The organism is Glutamicibacter endophyticus (genome assembly GCF_048457885.1).
GTDB lineage: Bacteria > Actinomycetota > Actinomycetes > Actinomycetales > Micrococcaceae > Glutamicibacter > Glutamicibacter endophyticus.
In genome coordinates this window covers 474,612-490,391 of sequence record NZ_CP174200.1, presented here as the reverse complement: position 1 = coordinate 490,391, position 15,780 = coordinate 474,612, and the positions used below count along the sequence as shown (strand labels likewise).

Sequence of the window (15,780 nt, the reverse complement as noted above, 5' to 3'; positions counted from 1 at the left end):
ACTCCGAGGACAAGTCATGACGGCCGCACTTTAGCAATTGAGGATTGCGCTGGCACAGCACACGCCAGCGCAATGACCCGATCCTGACGACTAACTACCCTTGGTATTTAGCACTTCCATACGCGCCGGCGTCGTGGTCTGCCGGTAGTGCCCCGCGACTCTACTTGTCGCGCTCGACGAAGTTGCGCAACATGTTGCGCACCATATCTTCGGGAAGGTTAGTATGCCGGACCACGATGGCCGCCACGCGGTCTAAATCGGTGTCGGCAATGGCGGCAAAGAGTTCGGCACGTTCGGCCTCCGGCAATTCCGCCGCGTCAAAACTCACCGGGCCATCGGGCCCCTGCCCCTCGAAGCGAAAGTCCGCCACATTTGCATTACCGCCGTGGGCAGCCATCGGGGAGGTGGAAATCATGCGCTCTAGATCCTCAACCGGCAACCCGGTATGGGTGTTGAGGATCTGCGCTGCCTCCGTATAGTTTTCGTCGCGAAGCATCGAGAACAGTTGATCGTACTCGTTGGGTGGCAATTGTTCGCTCGAGAACTCATGCTGTACACCTTCAACCTCGTAAGCAAGTTTGAAGTGTGTCGAGCTTGGCTCGTTCTGCGACCCGAACTGTTCGCTCCATTCTTCGGGCACGACCCACGCATCATCCTTCGGTAGCATGGCTTGAATTTCACCGCTGGCTGGCGCTGGCGACGGCTCGGGGTCTTTGGAGGCGGGCTCCGAATCCTTCTCAGACTGTGGAGGCTCTTCTTCACCGTCATTACCGTGTGATTCCAGTTTTGCGCGCAGCGCCTGAATATCCTCTTCACTGACCGGTTGCGGCTTCTGCTGCTCAGCCACCTGCGGGTACGCGTCTAAGGAACGAATTGCGATAACGCAATCCTTGACAGGATCTCCGGTCACCGCACGATAATTCTGCACGGCCGCCAAGACGTCTCCCTTGGCGAGATTACGATAAATGGCCTTCCGGGAAGCCTCATCAAGCTTGGCGCTGGCCGCCTGCGCGGCCTCACGACTCACTGCTTTAGAGATTTCGGCGCTGTTCCGCTTACGCAGTGACTGCAGCCACCAGTAGCCCGCGCCAAGGACGAGCACAACAACGCCGATAATGATGAGAAACTCCATACCTCCAGCCTACTTCTTTTAACTGAATGATCACCCAGCTAAGCCCAAGGTGAAAGGCAACACACCCGGTGCCCCCGCGATCCTCAAGGCTCGTCCAGCCATGGCCAAAGACCACCGGGAATCAGCTAGGTCATCCACGAGAAGCACGGGCCCAGGAGCATTAGCCAAGAGTTCCTCCATCTGCGGCGGAATCTCAAAAGCATCAGCCACCGCTGCGAGGCGAAAAGCCGAGTTTCCACCGGGTCCGCCCTCCGGCGGGCCCATCCGATACTGCAGCGCTCCGAGGTAACGCAGCCTGCCAACGCTGGCCAGGGACTGCGCTAGCGATTCTATGAGTTGCGGACGGTGGGCTGAAGCCATAGCCACCACCGCCACGGGTCGTTGCGGCCACTGCCATTCGGCGAGCACTTTGACGCATGCGTCGAGCATGGCTTGCTGCACGGGAGCATCGGTCGGGTCCGCAAAGAGCTGGCGCAGTCTATTTCCCCAGCCCAGATCCGTTAAGCGCGCCAGTGCACGTCCTTCAAGAATCTGCTCGTCCTCGGGGATCTTGCCCTTGAGGGAATAACCGAGTTTGTTGAGACCCGAAGGATAGAGCTTACGAGGTTCAATCCGGACACCGGCCTTGACCAGCGCGGCCTGTGCGCTGTCCTTAGACTCCTGCGGAATGTGATCGTCGTACCACGCCCCGGCACAGTTGTCGCACTTTCCGCACGGGCCCGCCTGCGGGTCGTCGAGTGTCTGGGTCAAGAATTCCATCCGGCAACGGGCGGTATTCTCGTAATCGATCATGAGGTTCTGCTCATGAATTCGGCTCTGCGCGACCCGGCGATAACGGTCCGCGTCATAAACCCACGGCATATCGGTGCGGATCCAACCTCCCGCGACACGCTGCACCGCCCCATCCACCGCAAGCACCTTCAATAACAGTTCCAAGGGGGAACGTCGGAGGTTGACCGCGCTCTCTAGTGCGGGCACGCTGACCGGGCCATCCACCGCGGCAAGAGCGTCGAGCACCTGCTGCGCACGCTGCTCGTCGGGCATCGAGCTGGTGGCGAAATACTGCCAGATTTCCGAGTCATCGGGCCCGGGCAGTAGCAACACGTCGGCATTGATACTTCCACGACCGGCACGACCGACCTGCTGGTAGTAGGCCACCGGGGAACTTGGCGCGCCGAGATGGACAACGAACCCCAGATCCGGCTTATCGAATCCCATCCCCAACGCACTAGTGGCGATGAGGGCTTTGACTTCATTGTTCTTCAACGCGGATTCAAGTTGCTCGCGTTCAGAGATATCGGTCCGTCCGGTATACGCGGCTACTCGGTGACCGGCCTCGGAAAGCAGCCGGGCCACATCTTCAGCCGCCGAGACGGTGAGCGTGTAGATGATCCCGGAACCGGTAAAGCTCTCGATATGGCTAAGTAGCCAAGCTAACTGCATGCGTGGTGAAGCGAGCTTCAACACACCCAACCGCAAAGAGTCCCGGGCCAACGATCCGCGCAGGGTGAAGACCTCGGCGCCATCGGCGGCCAACTGTTCCGCCACATCCTCAACGACCCGCGAATTGGCCGTGGCCGTGGTGGCTAATACCGGTAGGCTGGCCGGCAACCGGTTGATCAGCTCGCGGATTCGGCGGTAATCGGGACGGAAGTCGTGGCCCCAGTCAGATATGCAATGAGCCTCGTCAATCACCAGCAGCCCGAGACGATCCAGCAGCAGTGGCAGCTGCTCCTCGCGGAAGGACGGATTGTTCAGACGTTCGGGTGAGACCAGCAGCACGTCAATCTCATCGCGTTGCAGCTTCGCAAGTACTTCACGCCATTCCAGAACGTTCGCTGAGTTAATGGCCGCGGCGCGCACTCCTGCACGCTCGGCTGCAGCCACCTGATCGCGCATAAGCGCCAGCAGCGGGGAGACGATTAGTGTCGGCCCACGTCCCTGGGCTCGAAGCAACAGAGAGGAAATGAAGTACACGGCGGACTTTCCCCAGCCGGTGCGCTGCACCACCAGCGCACGCCGGCGATGTGCTACGAGCGCCTCAATGGCTTCGAACTGACCGTCGTGAAAATGCGCGTCCTCGCGTTGCACGAGAGCCCGGAGCTTAGCTAGGGCCTCCTGATACAACGGCTGGTTCCCAGTGGCGTTCATGTACCCAAGTATTGCAGTCGCTTCGGACAGTTCGACACCGCGCTCTCGGGCTGTGGGCGCTGTCCGTGGGAAGAAAATGTTAGCCAGCTCCTACCGTCTTTACGCCCCCGGCAACGGCGCTCCGGCAGATGAACCCGGTAGGCTGATGGACGTGACTGTTGATATTGATCTACACGAGAGCTTCAAGGCCTACGACGTGCGTGGCATCGTTGGGCAGGAATTGAACGCCGAAGCCGTCGAGGCTATTGGAGCTGCCTTTGTCGATGTGCTGGCGCTTTCCGGCAAGGATGTGCTCATTGGCGGAGATATGCGGCCTTCGAGCGCCGACTTCGCTCAGGCTTTCGCCCGTGGCGTGACTTATCGCGGGGCGAACGCGGTGTTGTTGGGCCAGATCTCCACCGACGAACTGTACTTCGCGGCGGGCCGCTACGACGCCGCTGGTGTAGTTTTTACCGCTAGCCACAATCCGGCGGAATACAACGGGTTGAAGATGGCCAAGGCCGGGGCCGTGCCGATTTCGTCGGATACTGGCCTGTTCGATATTCGTGATCTCGCGCAGAGCTATCTGGCCGAGGGGCTGCCGGTTTCGACCGAGGCCCCCTCCGGTACGGTGCGTGAGTTGGATGTTTTGGCTGATTACGCGGCCTACCTGCGTTCCTTGGTTGATCTGTCGGGGATTCGGCCGTTGAAGGTGGTCGTGGACGCCGGTAACGGTATGGCCGGGCTGACGACTCCTGCCGTGCTGGGTGACAGTGTGTTGGCCGGGTTGCCGTTGGAGATTGTGGATCTGTATTTCGATCTCGATGGGACTTTCCCGAATCATCCGGCGAATCCGTTGGAGCCGGAGAATCTTAAGGATCTGCAGGCCGCGGTGCGTGAGCACGGGGCGGATATTGGTTTGGCGTTCGATGGGGATGCTGATCGTTGCTTTGTGATCGATGAGCGGGGTAACCCGGTGTCTCCCTCGGCGGTGACCGCGCTGGTTGCGGTGCGTGAAATTGCGCGGGCTCAGGCTGCTGGGGAGTCGAGCCCGGTGGTGATTCATAATTTGATTACCTCGCGGGCGGTGCCGGAGTTCGTCACGCAGGTCGGCGGGGTGCCGGTGCAGACACGTGTGGGTCATTCCTTCATTAAGGCCAAGATGGCCGAGCATGGGGCGATTTTCGGTGGTGAGCACTCGGCGCACTACTATTTCCGTGATTTTTACAACGCTGATACCGGGATGTTGGCGGCGATGCATGTGTTGGCCGCGTTGGGTGAGAGCACGTTGCCGCTTTCGGAACTGGGGGCTCGTTTTGAGCCGTACACCGCCACTGGGGAGATCAACTCCCGGGTCGAGGATAAGGATGCGGCGATCGCCCGTGTGGCGGCGCATTTCGCGGGTCAGCCGGTGAGCGTGAGCACCATGGACGGCACGACGTTTAGCGCAGAGGATGGTAGCTGGTGGTTTAACCTCCGTCCGTCGAATACCGAGCCGTTCTTGCGTTTCAATGGTGAGGGTCTCACTGCGGCGATCATTGAGCCGGTCCGTGATAGCGTGCTGGGGATCGTTCGCGACACCGACCCCAACTCCTAAGGAGCCATGATGAACGTTGAGGACATGACCGACGAGGTCAAGGATGATCTGAATAAGGTCCTGGGTACCGCACTGGGTGTGGCCCGCGAACAGCTCGAGGAGCAGGGAGTATTCCTGCCCTTCGCCATCGGTTTGGAGCCCGGCACCGAGGGCGAGGACGGCGAATTGCGTCTCATCGCGGTGCCACCGACGGATGATCCGGAGGACCCGGAGGCCGACATCGACACCGAGAGCATGGCAGCCGATCTGGTGCAAGTACTTAACCAGCAAGGTACCGATTTCAGCGCCGTAGCCATCGCCTCCGATGTGTTGTTGCAGGAAGATGAGCGCGACGCAATCCATGTGGTTGCCGAGCATCGTCAGGGCCTAGCGCTGGCAATTGTTCAGCCTTACGCCATGCCTGAAGAGCCAGGTGGCCCGTGGCAGTTCGAGGATCCGTCCGCAGAGTCTGCCACCGCCTCGATCTGGTCGCAGGACGCTAACTAGCTCATGCGTCTGTCAGCCTTCGCGGACGTGTGCCTGCGCACCATCATGGTGCTCGGGGCACCGTCCGCGGGTCAGCTGACCAGTCGGCAAATTGCCGAGCTGATAAATACCCCGTACAACCACGTCACTAAGGCCGTCCTCGAACTTCGAACGCTCGGCCTGATCGAGGTGACGCGCGGGCGCTCCGGGGGCGCCAGCATCACCGAGGCCGGCCTGAACAGCTCCGTGGGCACCCTGCTACGCCACCTCGACCGGCGTGAAGATGTTGTCGACTGCTCCCCCAGCACCAACGCGGGCGCGTGTCCCTTAGCCGCCGGTTGCCGTCTGCGCCAGGCGTTGCGCGCGGCCCGTGAAGCCTTTTACGCCAGTCTGGACGAACTGACCGTCCGCGAAGTCTGCACCTCACCAGCCTTGCAGACGCTCCCCTTCCCCTCGCCGCGCCTTCCCAACTAGCGCCGCCGCCGAGGCGTGGCACCCGAGCGGCATTCGAGGCACTTGCACATCTCTTCTACAAGGCGTAGAACTATAGTGTAAATCTTGCATATCAAATGCAAGTAAATCCCTGTGTTCCGGAGGTTCCCATGCTGTCCACCCAATCCCGCCCGCTCATCGAAGCCACTTTGCCGCTGATCGGCGAGCGCATTGGGCAGATCACCCCGGTGTTCTACCGCCGGCTTTTCGCCGCCCACCCCGAATTGCTCGACGGAACCTTCTCCCGCTCGAATCAGCGCAATGGACGACAGCAGCAGGCCCTCGCCGGTTCCATCGCCACCTTCGCCAGTTACCTGCTGGCCAACCCGCAGGCACTTCCCGAAACCCTGCTTTCGCGCATCGCCCATAAGCATGCCTCGCTCGGCGTCCGCGAGGAGCAATATCCGGTGGTTTACGAGCACCTGTTCGCCGCCATTGCCGAAGACTTAGGCGATACCCTGACTTCAGAAATCACGGCGGCCTGGACCGAGGTTTATTGGCTCATGGCACACGCCCTGATCAAGTTGGAGCGTGAGCTCTACGCGGCGCAACCCAATAGCGTCGATTACAGTGCCTGGCGACTCGTGCGGCGACAGACCGAAAGCACCGACTGCGTAAGCTTTAGCTTCGAACCGCTCGACGAAACCCCCGTGGCCGCGGCACGTCCAGGACAGTTCGTCTCCCTACGCCTGCCGGTCGCCGATGGCACCCGTCAGGTACGTCAATACACACTCAGTCAGCAACCGGAAGCAACGAGCCGTCGCCATATCACGGTCAAGCTGGATGTCGACGGAGAGGTGAGCACGACCCTGCATAGCTTGCAGCCGGGGGCCGTGGTGGAGCTGTCGAACCCTTACGGAGATTTGGTCATTGATGCCGAGGGCACACCACTCGTAATTGCCACCGCTGGCATTGGGTGCACTCCGGCGGCCGCGGCGCTTTCCAGCCTCGCTGCCGCAGGTTCAGTACGACGCCTGAGCATCCTGCATGCGGAGGCTAGCGTCGAGGCGTGGGCGCTACAACACCAGATGCTCGATTCGCTGCGGCAACTTCCGCAGGCGACGCTCCGCACGTGGTTCGAGCACGGACCATTGCCCGAGGCCTACCAGTCGCGTCAGGGACTCATGGATCTGACCGGACACGTTGATGAACACAGCGAACTGTACCTCTGCGGACCCTTGCCCTTCATGCATGCGCTGCGCTCGCAGGCACTGAGCCTTGGGGTACCGGCCCAGAAGATTCACTATGAAGTCTTCGGCCCAGATGTCTGGTTGGCCGCCTAGTCCTCTGGCTTTTGCGTTTCAGTTCCAGGGGCCGGGTCGGTGGCAGGGCGTTTGCCGAACTTGGCCCCCAGGGACGAACTCTTACCCGCCCGTGCGGGCGCTTCGGTAAGCTTCGAGTGAATCCTGCCTTCAAATGCCCATTGGCGCAGAACCGCATTGAACAGCAACGGAGTTTCAATATTCCATTGATGGTGCACACCGGGAACGAGTCGGGTCGCTACTTGCGGAAGCTTGGCCTGTAGAGCGGGGAAAGAGGAGGCCACGAGCTTTGGTTCGAGCGCCCCGGCCAGCGCCAAGGCGGAACCCGTGTAGTTGTTCAGATCTTCGGGCAGTCCGCCCGCGGCCAGTTCTTCGGTAATTGCTCGCAGGTTATGCTCTTTCAGCGTTACCCCATGCCGCGCGAAAAGCTCCTTTTCGTCGTCGACCATCCCATAGGCCCCGGCCTGGAACCGCCAATACCAGGGGCTGCCGGCTAGCTTCAGCTGCCAGCGGTTCAGGTTGCGAGCCAACGCCGGGACACCCGAGGCGGGGGTGCCGCTGAGCAGAAGGCTCTGCACGAGCTCGGGATGCCGCGCGGCCACGTGGGCGGCGATAAGCCCTCCCACGGACATCCCGACGAGGTGGACGCCACCACTGGGAACTTCTTCTGCGATCAGCGCGGCAACGTCGTCGGCCGCAGATTGCAGCCCGGCCCAGTCCTCGTCGCTTCGCGCGCCAAAGGAAGGCAGATGCGGGGTGAGCACGGTGGCTCGTGCGAAGGCACGTACCTGCGGTTCCCATACCCAGTTGCCCACCGAGCCACCGTGCAACAGAACCAGGGTCTGTTCGGAACCGCTAGCGGCCGAGCCGGAGGAAGCCGGGTGCACTTGAGCATAGCCGTTAGGGTCTAGCGCTTCGTTCCGCTGATCGCCGCTCATGGGAGATACTCCATGACCGCGTCAAGCCAGTCCAACTCGGCGGCCTGCTGCCGAATGGCATGATCAAGGGTGGCAGCCATCAGAAAGCTGCGCCGGTCGGCTGCGGCACGCATATCGATCCCTTCCCGTTGCGACAGGTAGTCGTCGAGCACACGTTGGGTCGCGTTCCTCCGCTCGGTGAGTAACTGTTGAATTTGTTCCTTACCAAGCTCTGCGGCAAAAAATACCTGTCCCATAAAGGGATCACGCTCGGTACCGCTCGCCGGGCCTTGAGAAAGCCAAGCGACCAGTGCCTGACGGCCCGCAGAGGTGATGTGATGCTCTTGACGATCCGGGTAGTTGCTCTGTTCTACCGTACGCACAGTCGCGTAGCCCTGGTCAACCAGTTGGGCCAGGGTTCGGTAAATCTGCGCCTTGTCCGCATTCCAAAAGTGGTTAATCGACGAGTCAAAATGCTTCTTCAATTCATAGCCTGTCATCGGCGATAAACAGAGCAGACCCAAGATTAATCGTGCCAAAACCATAATCACATCTTGTCACAGATAGTGGATAACACACCCACCCGACCTGCGTTTACGGGGAGCAATTCCGGTTCGAGCGATCGGCCGCAGGAGCTCGCCTGTTATGGAATCTAGAATGGGAGCATGTCCGCCCGCGCTGAACATTCGAAACTGACCCCCATATTGTTCATCTTGCTGGTGGTGTTGGGCACCACGGGCCCACTGGCAGTAGACATGTATCTGCCCTCGTTTCCAGCGATGGCAACCCAATTCGGCGCCTCGGCCACGCGGATTCAGCTAACGCTCACAGCTTTTCTGCTGGGAATGGCAGCGGGTCAGCTCCTCTGGGGGCCACTGTCCGACCGCTTGGGGCGCGCCCTGCCGCTGCGCCTAGGCACCGGCCTGTTCGTTTTGACAAGTGTCGGCGCGGCGCTGGCCCCGACCCTGGAATCACTGATTGCCGCCCGTGCCCTGCAGGGACTAGGAGCCGCCGCCGGTCTGGTGATCTCCAAGGCCATCGTCGCCGACACCACCAGCGGTGTACGCACCGCACGGATGTTTAGCATCCTGATGACTATCGGTGGTGTTGCACCGGCTGTCGCGCCAATTCTCGGCTCTTTCATTGCCCAGATCGGCGGATTCCGTGCCGTGCTATGGACCTTGGCCGCAGTTGCCGCGATCATGTGCACCGGCTGTCTGGCGTTCTATAAGGAAACACTTCCGCTCACGGCTCGTAGCTCGGGAAGGTATCTCGCTCCTTTGCGACAGGCCATCTCACGTCCTCGTTTTGTGGGCTACATGCTCCAGTTCGCCTTCGGGTTCGCCTGCATGATGGCCTATGTTTCGGCCTCCCCCTTCGTCTACCAGAATGTGATGGGGCTCAGCCCTCGGCTCTATGCCCTTGCCTTCGGCGTCAATGCCCTGGGCTTGATTGCAGCTGGTTTCACCTCGGCTCGCTTGGCCACGCGCGTTCCATTGCGCCGTACCATCAGCGTGGCGCTGAGCGTCATGCTTGGCGCGAGCCTACTGTTACTGATCCTCGTCTTACTGGGCGTACGCTCGCTGGCCTTGGCGGCGGTGATTTTTATTTTGGTGGCGAGCATCGGTTTCACCACGGGTAACACCACCGGACTCGCGCTGGCCGAGGTCCGCGAAGTCTCCGGATCCGGCTCGGCCTTACTCGGCGCGGCGCAGTTCGCGGTGGGTGCGATGGCGACGCCGCTGGTCGGCATGCGCGGGGAGAACTCGGCGCTGGGTTTGGCCGTGGTGCTACTCTGCTGCGCCGCAGTGTCATTCGCAGCCTTGATCTACACGGCCGATCGCTTCCACTCAGACTCCGCCGGGCTCACTCTCCCGGCGCGTTCCTAAGGTTCGGTTAAAGCAAGCTCCCCGCACCACGAGGTGGTGCGGGGAGCTTGGGTGCCTTCGCGATCCTGTGCGACTAGGCGCTCAAGCGCTGCTTCAGGCCATCGAGCTCAGCGCGTAGGGCAGCGGGCAGGGCCTCACCGAAGTTCGCGTACCATTCCTCGATGCTGGCAACTTCGGCCAACCATTCATCCTTATCGACGTTCACGGCAACCTCGACATCGGCGGGGGTGAAGTTCTCCAGGCCGGTCAGGTCCAACGACTCACCGGTGGGCACATTGCCGATCGGGGTCTCGGCAGCCTCGGCGGTACCCTCGATGCGCTCAATAACCCACTTGAGCACGCGCGAGTTGTCACCGAAGCCTGGCCACGCAAATCCACCGGTCGGGGTGCGACGGAACCAGTTGACCAGGAAGACCTTCGGAGCCTGCTCGGGATTGAGCTTCGCCGAAATCTTGTCCCAGTGGTTGAGGTAGTCACCGGCGTTGTAACCAATGAATGGCAGCATCGCCATCGGGTCACGACGGACCACACCGGTGGCGCCGGCAGCGGCCGCGGTGGTCTCCGAGGAAAGCGTCGAACCCATGAACACACCGTTGGTCCAACTACGCGCCTCGGTGACCAGCGGGATGGTGGTCTTGCGTCGTCCGCCGAAGAGGATCGCGTCGATCTTCACACCGTTAGGCGAGTAGTACTCGTCGGCCAGCATGTCGATCTGGTCGATCGGCGTGCAGAAGCGCGAGTTCGGGTGAGCGGCCGGGGTGCCGGACTCCGGGGTCCAGTCCTGACCAAGCCAGTCGGTCAGGTGCGCCGGCGCTTCGTCGGTCATGCCTTCCCACCAGACGCCACCCTCATCGGTCAACGCGACGTTGGTGAAGATGGAGTTACCCTTGGCGATGGCACGCATTGCGTTGGGGTTGGTGGACCAGCCGGTGCCGGGAGCAACACCAAACAGGCCGTATTCCGGGTTCAGGCCACGCAGTTCCCCATCGGCGCCGATGCGCATCCAGTTGATGTCGTCGCCCAAGGTTTCGGCTTTCCAACCCTCAATGGTCGGATCCAGCAGGGCCAAGTTGGTCTTGCCGCAGGCCGACGGGAAGGCCGCAGCGATGTTGTAAGCCTTACCCTGTGGGCTGGTGAGCTTCAGAATAAGCATGTGCTCAGCCAACCAGCCTTCGTCGCGAGCCATCGCCGAAGCAATACGCAGCGAGTAGCACTTCTTGCCCAGCAGCGCGTTGCCGCCGTATCCCGAACCGTAGGAAACAATGGCGCGCTCTTCGGGGAAGTGCACAATCCACTTATCCTCGTTGCACGGCCACGGAACATCCTCTTCGCCCGGCTGAAGCGGGGCACCGACAGAGTGCAACGCTGGGACGAAGAAGGCTTCTTCGGCTTCCATCTTGCGCAGCACCTCGGTGCCGATCTTGGCCATGATGCGCATCGAGGCGACCACGTAGGCAGAGTCGGTAATCTCGACTCCGTAGGCGGGGTTCTCGGCGTCTAGGGGGCCCATCACGAACGGAATAACGTACATGGTGCGACCGCGCATGGCCCCGTCGAAAAGACCATCGAGCTTGGCCTTCATCTTCTCTGGGTCTTCCCAGTTGTTGGTGAAGCCGGCGTCCTTCTTCTCCTTGGAGCAAATGAAGGTGCGCTCTTCGACGCGGGCCACGTCCTTGGGGTCAGAAAAACCCGCGTAGGAGTTCGGGAAGTTCGGATCGGTCAGCTTGATCAGCGTTCCGGCCTCGACGAGTTCCGCGCACAGGCGGTCGTTCTCTTCGGCGGAACCATCAACCCAATAAACCCGGTCCGGCTTCGTCAGTGCGGCGACTTCCTCGACCCACGACACCAGCTTGGCGTGCGTGGTTGGCGCTGCGTCGATAACGTTCTGATCCGAGCTCGGGCTCATTATCCATTCCCTCCATTGGGCTGAACTAGCAATAAATCAAGGCTAGGTGGTGGGCTCCGACGGATTCTGTGACACAAACCTCAGCGGACCGGCCTTGGACCGCTCGAGAATCTGAGTTCCGCTAAATCTCGGGGATTTCGAACTAATCAACATCGACTTTCTGTGATTAAGGTCACGTAGACCGGTATACTTTTTCTGGTGCTACCCGGCTCCCTCGTATGGGCCGCAGGATGGATTTTGACGGGCGCGAAAATCTCTGTATAGTTATTCGAGGTTCGTCACGGCGAGCCGAAAACTGAAGATGCGCCCATAGCTCAGCTGGATAGAGCGTCTGTCTACGGAACAGAAGGTCAGGGGTTCGAATCCCTTTGGGCGCACCAAATAAAATTCCCCCGGTCACAGGCCGGGGGAATTTTTGTTATCCGCAAAGTTTTCAGCTCACCGGTTCCGCTGGCGGGATCAGCTGGCAACCTCTTGCGCCCCGCTTCGCAAACCTCCGACAGCAAACCCAGCGGCACAGAGGGTAGCCACGACCCACCCGCCAAGAGCGACGGGGACCCCGAAGTGCAACCCTACCCAGCCCCCGAGCAAGCTTCCCAGCGGAACCACCCCAAAAGTCAGCGTGCGGCGGGCACTCACCACGCGGCCAAGCAGTCGTTCGGGCGTCAACAGGCTCGACCATGTCGTCACCGCAACATTCATGGCAATAACCGCCACTCCCCAGAACAAGCTATGTACGGCCAGGAGGCTCAACGCCGCCCACGGCGGTAGAAATGCGGCGAGGAATACTAGTCCGGCAAGCGCTGCCTGAAGCACCGTCGTTCCACGAACGAGGCCAACGGCGTGGTAGCGCTGGGCGATCCGTGGGGCCAGCCAGGCGCCGCCGACTCCGCCGACTCCGCCAACGGCCCCGAGTACACCAAACCAGGCAGGACCTAAGTCCAGATAGTTCAACACGAAAATCGCTTCCACCGAGGACCCGATGGCCAATCCCAGATTCGAGCAGGCTGCGATCAGCGTGATCATCAGAAGCGGCCGCTGTGCCCCCAAGTAGGAGAAGCCGGCCAGAGCTCGGCGCATAAAGGAACCAACTTCATGATGCTCTTCCGGCACCTCGTGGCCTTCGCCTCGAGACGGCACACTGAGCAATAAGGCGAAGTACAGCGCCAATGCCAGCAGTGCGATCGCCACGGTCAAGAGTGCCGGTGCCCCAAGTATGGTGAATCCGATTCCGGCGGCTGCCGGAATAATGATGGCCAATGACTGATCCGCCGCGGCCAATCTGGCCAGTAGTGGCGCCAGTTCTCGTTCGCGGTCGGTTCCTTCCGCTGCGCTCAATGCGGGGGCGAGACTAACCTGCGAAGTCTCACTAAGGGCGTTACAGACTCCAAGCAAGGTGGCCAGCAGTAACGCTATGGGTATCTGTAAGGCCCCAAAGATAAGCAGCAATACCATCGCCAGCAACAGAAAGAACTTCGCGGCAAGTCCGACCCGCAAGGTCCGCAAGGGCGTAAAACGGTCCACCGCGTGGCCCAATGGAATTCCCACGACCACGAAAGCCACCGAGCCCAAGGCATTGAGCAAGCCCATTTGGAAGGCATTCGCTCCAAGTAACAGGACGAAGATCAAGTCGGCGGCGAAGTCTGCCACCGAGCGACCCGCCGCATCGAAAGCATTTGAGAACAGTAGGCGGCGCTGAGCCTTCAGGCTTTCGATTACTGGCACTGCGCCTCCTTCACCGGACGAACCTCCTACTGAGCCCACCATAATGTGAATCGAGCCACTTTTGGCAATTTCGGTTCGACGGCCCCCGGCGCGCTGTGTATAGTTATACGAGTCGTCACGACGATGAAAACTAAATATGCGCCCATAGCTCAGCTGGATAGAGCGTCTGTCTACGGAACAGAAGGTCAGGGGTTCGAATCCCTTTGGGCGCACAAATCACGAAGATCCCGGAACACTTACCCAAATGTTCCGGGATCTTTGCTTTGCACTCGGTTCGCGCCTAGCGCTTACTCAACTGCAAACCCACCACGGCCGGGTTGTGGTCCGAGGCACGGAACATATCGGCCACGTACAGGTCGGTGGCGTTGTAGTTAAAGCGGCTGTATTCCAGCGCTACTGGTTCATTGGCGTTGATCTGCCAAACGTCGCTGCCAGTGACGACTTCGGCCGCGCCCGGAGAGGCGAAGACGTGGTCGAGCGAACCCACCCGGCCGCCATAGAGGTAGCTGTGCTTGCCACTAGCGGCGGTGATATCGGAGTAGCCGGCTTGAGCCAAGACGCGTAGCGGATCCTCGGCACCATAGGAGTTGAAGTCGCCACCGAGCAATACCTTATCGGTGTTGCGCTCCTTGCTCACACGTTGGGCAAAGGAGACAAGTTCGGAGGCCTGCTCAACTCGCGCTTGGTTCCAGGCCCCTGCCCCATCGCCGCGATCTGCATTCGGATCATTGGGGTCGCTGGGTGCCGAGCCTTTGGACTTGAAGTGGTTCGCGATGACAGCAAATCGCGTCTTGGAGTTTCCACCCACTTGCTGGAATGCCTGCGCTAGCGGCTGGCGTGCATTAGAAAAAGCCTCATGATCATCGATGATGGACTCATCAATGGGCTTGACGCTCGAAGGGCGATAGATCACGGCGCTCCGGATCACGTCTTCAGAGGCAGGCAGTTCCTCGGGGCTTGGCACATAGGCCCAACGGCCCGCCCCGGCCTTTTCATTCAGCGCATCGACGAGTGTTGCTAAGGCGGTATCCCGTGGCTGACCGAAGTGTGCAGAATTCTCGACTTCCTGAAGCATGACAACGTCAGCATCCATGGCGTTCAGCGCCGAGACAATCTTGGCTTCCTGTCGCTCGAGGTTTTCAGCATTGGCCGCACCACGCGCGTCACAACCACGTCGCACGGTCACCGGGTTCCCCTCGCGATCGGTGTAGTAGTTGCAACCCTGAAGCTTGTCGCCGGTGGTGGTGAAGTAATTCAGCACATTGAAGGTGCCGACAGTGACATTCCCGCCCACATCCTCGGGCTGTTCGCTACGGGTATCCCCGACGCTGATCGGGTTATTGCGCTGGGTCCCGCTAACCTGCCCGAGGGGCTGCAAGCGCCACTGATCGTAGCGGTAGTCCAGAATGACACCGGTCTGAAAGTTCACCGGCGCCCCGACCCGCAATGCGGTCCCAGCCTCAAGGTACGGTAGCGGATTGTTCTTCGACGAAGTTGCCCCCATGAAATTAAGGGTCGCACCGTCATCCAGAGTGATGGAGCGGCGACTATTTTCAGCTTCCAGGGCTAGGGCGTCACTGCTTCCCGGAGCAAAAACATCGCTGGGCTGACGTAGTGCTTTTTCACCGGGCAAGATTTCGCTGGTGCCGGAAGCCAGTGTGAGCTCACCGTATTGGTTTACCGAGTAATTATCGGCCAAGGTCCAATTGCCGGAGGGGGCCAGCAGCATTGATTCAAGTGCCTCGCGCTCAGCAGCGCCCGCTGGAAGTTCAATATCCAACGGCTTGACCGCTTCGGTAGGTTCGTCGAGCACCGCAACGGTAGAGCGTGCTGCGCGAATTTGGGTCAGCCCGTGATATTCGGTGGCTTCGCCGGTGACTTGAACATAGTCACCGGTGCTGACCTTTTCTGTTTGACCCGGGGCATAGATGAAGATGCCTTCGCTGGCCTCCGGAAGCTCGTCACCGCCCGTTCCAGGAGTTTGCAAGTAGAAACCGTTGATCCCACCGGTGGGATAAGCGGCAGTTACGATACCGCGCACGGTAACTTCGGCGCCGTCCATGGGAGTGCTCTCCCCGGTGCCTTGCACGGCGGAAATTTCGGTCAAGGTGGGTTCGGTTCCGGTAGCGGTAGCCACCGGAGCGAAGCCGAGTCCCAGTGCCACGGCGGTGATGCCAGCCGTAGCCAAGGTGCGTGTGGGGTGCTTACCCATAAGGTTCCTTGTGATCGTAGTCATGGATGAATGATTTACCGATCTTAGGTGGC

12 protein-coding genes and 2 tRNA genes are annotated in these 15,780 nt (G+C 60.4%); 7 read left to right on the top strand and 7 right to left on the bottom strand.

What is annotated here, in order from left to right:
* Positions 1 to 160 precede the first annotated feature (160 nt).
* A complete protein-coding gene (locus ACJD00_RS02425; RefSeq protein ID WP_418908340.1) occupies positions 161 to 1,132 on the bottom strand; it encodes a hypothetical protein in 972 nt (323 codons plus the stop codon).
* Positions 1,133 to 1,162: 30 nt separating this feature from the next.
* Positions 1,163 to 3,283 (bottom strand): RecQ family ATP-dependent DNA helicase, encoded by a 2,121-nt coding sequence (locus ACJD00_RS02420; RefSeq protein WP_418908339.1) that lies wholly within the window; start codon positions 3,281 to 3,283, stop codon positions 1,163 to 1,165.
* 145 nt (positions 3,284 to 3,428) lie between these two features.
* Here ACJD00_RS02420 and ACJD00_RS02415 point away from each other — a divergent pair, with 145 nt between their 5' ends.
* The 4 genes from ACJD00_RS02415 to ACJD00_RS02400 all read left to right on the top strand — a co-directional run bounded on the left by ACJD00_RS02415 (position 3,429) and on the right by ACJD00_RS02400 (position 7,099).
* Positions 3,429 to 4,859: a phosphomannomutase/phosphoglucomutase gene (locus ACJD00_RS02415; RefSeq protein ID WP_418908338.1), complete on the top strand. Its 1,431-nt coding sequence runs from the start codon at positions 3,429 to 3,431 to the stop codon at positions 4,857 to 4,859.
* Positions 4,860 to 4,865: 6 nt separating this feature from the next.
* On the top strand, positions 4,866 to 5,345 hold the full coding sequence (locus tag ACJD00_RS02410; protein WP_418908337.1) for a hypothetical protein: 480 nt from the start codon (positions 4,866 to 4,868) through the stop codon (positions 5,343 to 5,345).
* A 3-nt stretch (positions 5,346 to 5,348) separates the two neighbouring features.
* Complete coding sequence (locus tag ACJD00_RS02405; RefSeq protein ID WP_418908336.1) at positions 5,349 to 5,798, top strand: RrF2 family transcriptional regulator; 450 nt, start codon at positions 5,349 to 5,351, stop codon at positions 5,796 to 5,798.
* A gap of 128 nt (positions 5,799 to 5,926) precedes the next feature.
* Complete coding sequence (locus tag ACJD00_RS02400; protein ID WP_418908335.1) at positions 5,927 to 7,099, top strand: FAD-binding oxidoreductase; 1,173 nt, start codon at positions 5,927 to 5,929, stop codon at positions 7,097 to 7,099.
* On the opposite strand, the gene ACJD00_RS02395 is transcribed toward ACJD00_RS02400, so the two are convergent.
* Together ACJD00_RS02395 and ACJD00_RS02390 are read right to left on the bottom strand one after the other, a co-directional pair.
* Entirely contained in the window at positions 7,096 to 8,016 is a 921-nt protein-coding gene (locus tag ACJD00_RS02395; protein WP_418908334.1) for an alpha/beta fold hydrolase, read from the bottom strand. The genes ACJD00_RS02400 and ACJD00_RS02395 overlap by 4 nt on opposite strands.
* The gene (locus ACJD00_RS02390; RefSeq protein ID WP_309408920.1) at positions 8,013 to 8,540 is read right to left on the bottom strand and encodes a PadR family transcriptional regulator; all 528 of its coding nucleotides are present in this window, start codon (positions 8,538 to 8,540) and stop codon (positions 8,013 to 8,015) included. Before ACJD00_RS02390 ends, ACJD00_RS02395 begins: the two co-directional genes overlap by 4 nt.
* A 120-nt stretch (positions 8,541 to 8,660) precedes the next feature.
* Here ACJD00_RS02390 and ACJD00_RS02385 point away from each other — a divergent pair, with 120 nt between their 5' ends.
* The gene (locus ACJD00_RS02385; RefSeq protein WP_418908333.1) at positions 8,661 to 9,884 is read left to right on the top strand and encodes a multidrug effflux MFS transporter; all 1,224 of its coding nucleotides are present in this window, start codon (positions 8,661 to 8,663) and stop codon (positions 9,882 to 9,884) included.
* Between the two features lie 73 nt (positions 9,885 to 9,957).
* On the opposite strand, the gene ACJD00_RS02380 is transcribed toward ACJD00_RS02385, so the two are convergent.
* Positions 9,958 to 11,790, bottom strand: coding sequence for a phosphoenolpyruvate carboxykinase (GTP) (locus ACJD00_RS02380; RefSeq protein WP_418908332.1), 1,833 nt, complete (start codon positions 11,788 to 11,790; stop codon positions 9,958 to 9,960).
* A 303-nt stretch (positions 11,791 to 12,093) separates the two neighbouring features.
* On the opposite strand from ACJD00_RS02380, the gene ACJD00_RS02375 reads away from it, so the two are divergent.
* Positions 12,094 to 12,170: transfer RNA gene (locus tag ACJD00_RS02375), tRNA-Arg, on the top strand.
* Positions 12,171 to 12,249: 79 nt separating this feature from the next.
* On the opposite strand, the gene ACJD00_RS02370 is transcribed toward ACJD00_RS02375, so the two are convergent.
* Positions 12,250 to 13,515 carry an MFS transporter gene (locus tag ACJD00_RS02370; protein WP_418908331.1) on the bottom strand — a complete coding sequence of 422 codons (1,266 nt, stop codon included), beginning with the start codon at positions 13,513 to 13,515 and terminating at the stop codon, positions 12,250 to 12,252.
* Positions 13,516 to 13,653: 138 nt separating this feature from the next.
* On the opposite strand from ACJD00_RS02370, the gene ACJD00_RS02365 reads away from it, so the two are divergent.
* Positions 13,654 to 13,727 (top strand) — tRNA-Arg (locus tag ACJD00_RS02365).
* A gap of 68 nt (positions 13,728 to 13,795) precedes the next feature.
* Here ACJD00_RS02365 and ACJD00_RS02360 read toward each other — a convergent pair.
* On the bottom strand, positions 13,796 to 15,751 hold the full coding sequence (locus tag ACJD00_RS02360) for an ExeM/NucH family extracellular endonuclease (RefSeq protein ID WP_418908330.1): 1,956 nt from the start codon (positions 15,749 to 15,751) through the stop codon (positions 13,796 to 13,798).
* Between the last annotated feature and the right edge of the window lie 29 nt (positions 15,752 to 15,780).

Coding starts and splice junctions, on each gene's coding strand:
- ACJD00_RS02425 (WP_418908340.1), bottom strand. CDS start 1,132: ATGGAGTTTCTCATCATTATCGGCGTTGTTGTGCTCGTCCTTGGCGCG.
- ACJD00_RS02420 (WP_418908339.1), bottom strand. CDS start 3,283: ATGAACGCCACTGGGAACCAGCCGTTGTATCAGGAGGCCCTAGCTAAG.
- ACJD00_RS02415 (WP_418908338.1), top strand. CDS start 3,429: ATGGACGTGACTGTTGATATTGATCTACACGAGAGCTTCAAGGCCTAC.
- ACJD00_RS02410 (WP_418908337.1), top strand. CDS start 4,866: ATGATGAACGTTGAGGACATGACCGACGAGGTCAAGGATGATCTGAAT.
- ACJD00_RS02405 (WP_418908336.1), top strand. CDS start 5,349: ATGCGTCTGTCAGCCTTCGCGGACGTGTGCCTGCGCACCATCATGGTG.
- ACJD00_RS02400 (WP_418908335.1), top strand. CDS start 5,927: ATGCTGTCCACCCAATCCCGCCCGCTCATCGAAGCCACTTTGCCGCTG.
- ACJD00_RS02395 (WP_418908334.1), bottom strand. CDS start 8,016: ATGAGCGGCGATCAGCGGAACGAAGCGCTAGACCCTAACGGCTATGCT.
- ACJD00_RS02390 (WP_309408920.1), bottom strand. CDS start 8,540: ATGGTTTTGGCACGATTAATCTTGGGTCTGCTCTGTTTATCGCCGATG.
- ACJD00_RS02385 (WP_418908333.1), top strand. CDS start 8,661: ATGTCCGCCCGCGCTGAACATTCGAAACTGACCCCCATATTGTTCATC.
- ACJD00_RS02380 (WP_418908332.1), bottom strand. CDS start 11,790: ATGAGCCCGAGCTCGGATCAGAACGTTATCGACGCAGCGCCAACCACG.
- ACJD00_RS02360 (WP_418908330.1), bottom strand. CDS start 15,751: ATGACTACGATCACAAGGAACCTTATGGGTAAGCACCCCACACGCACC.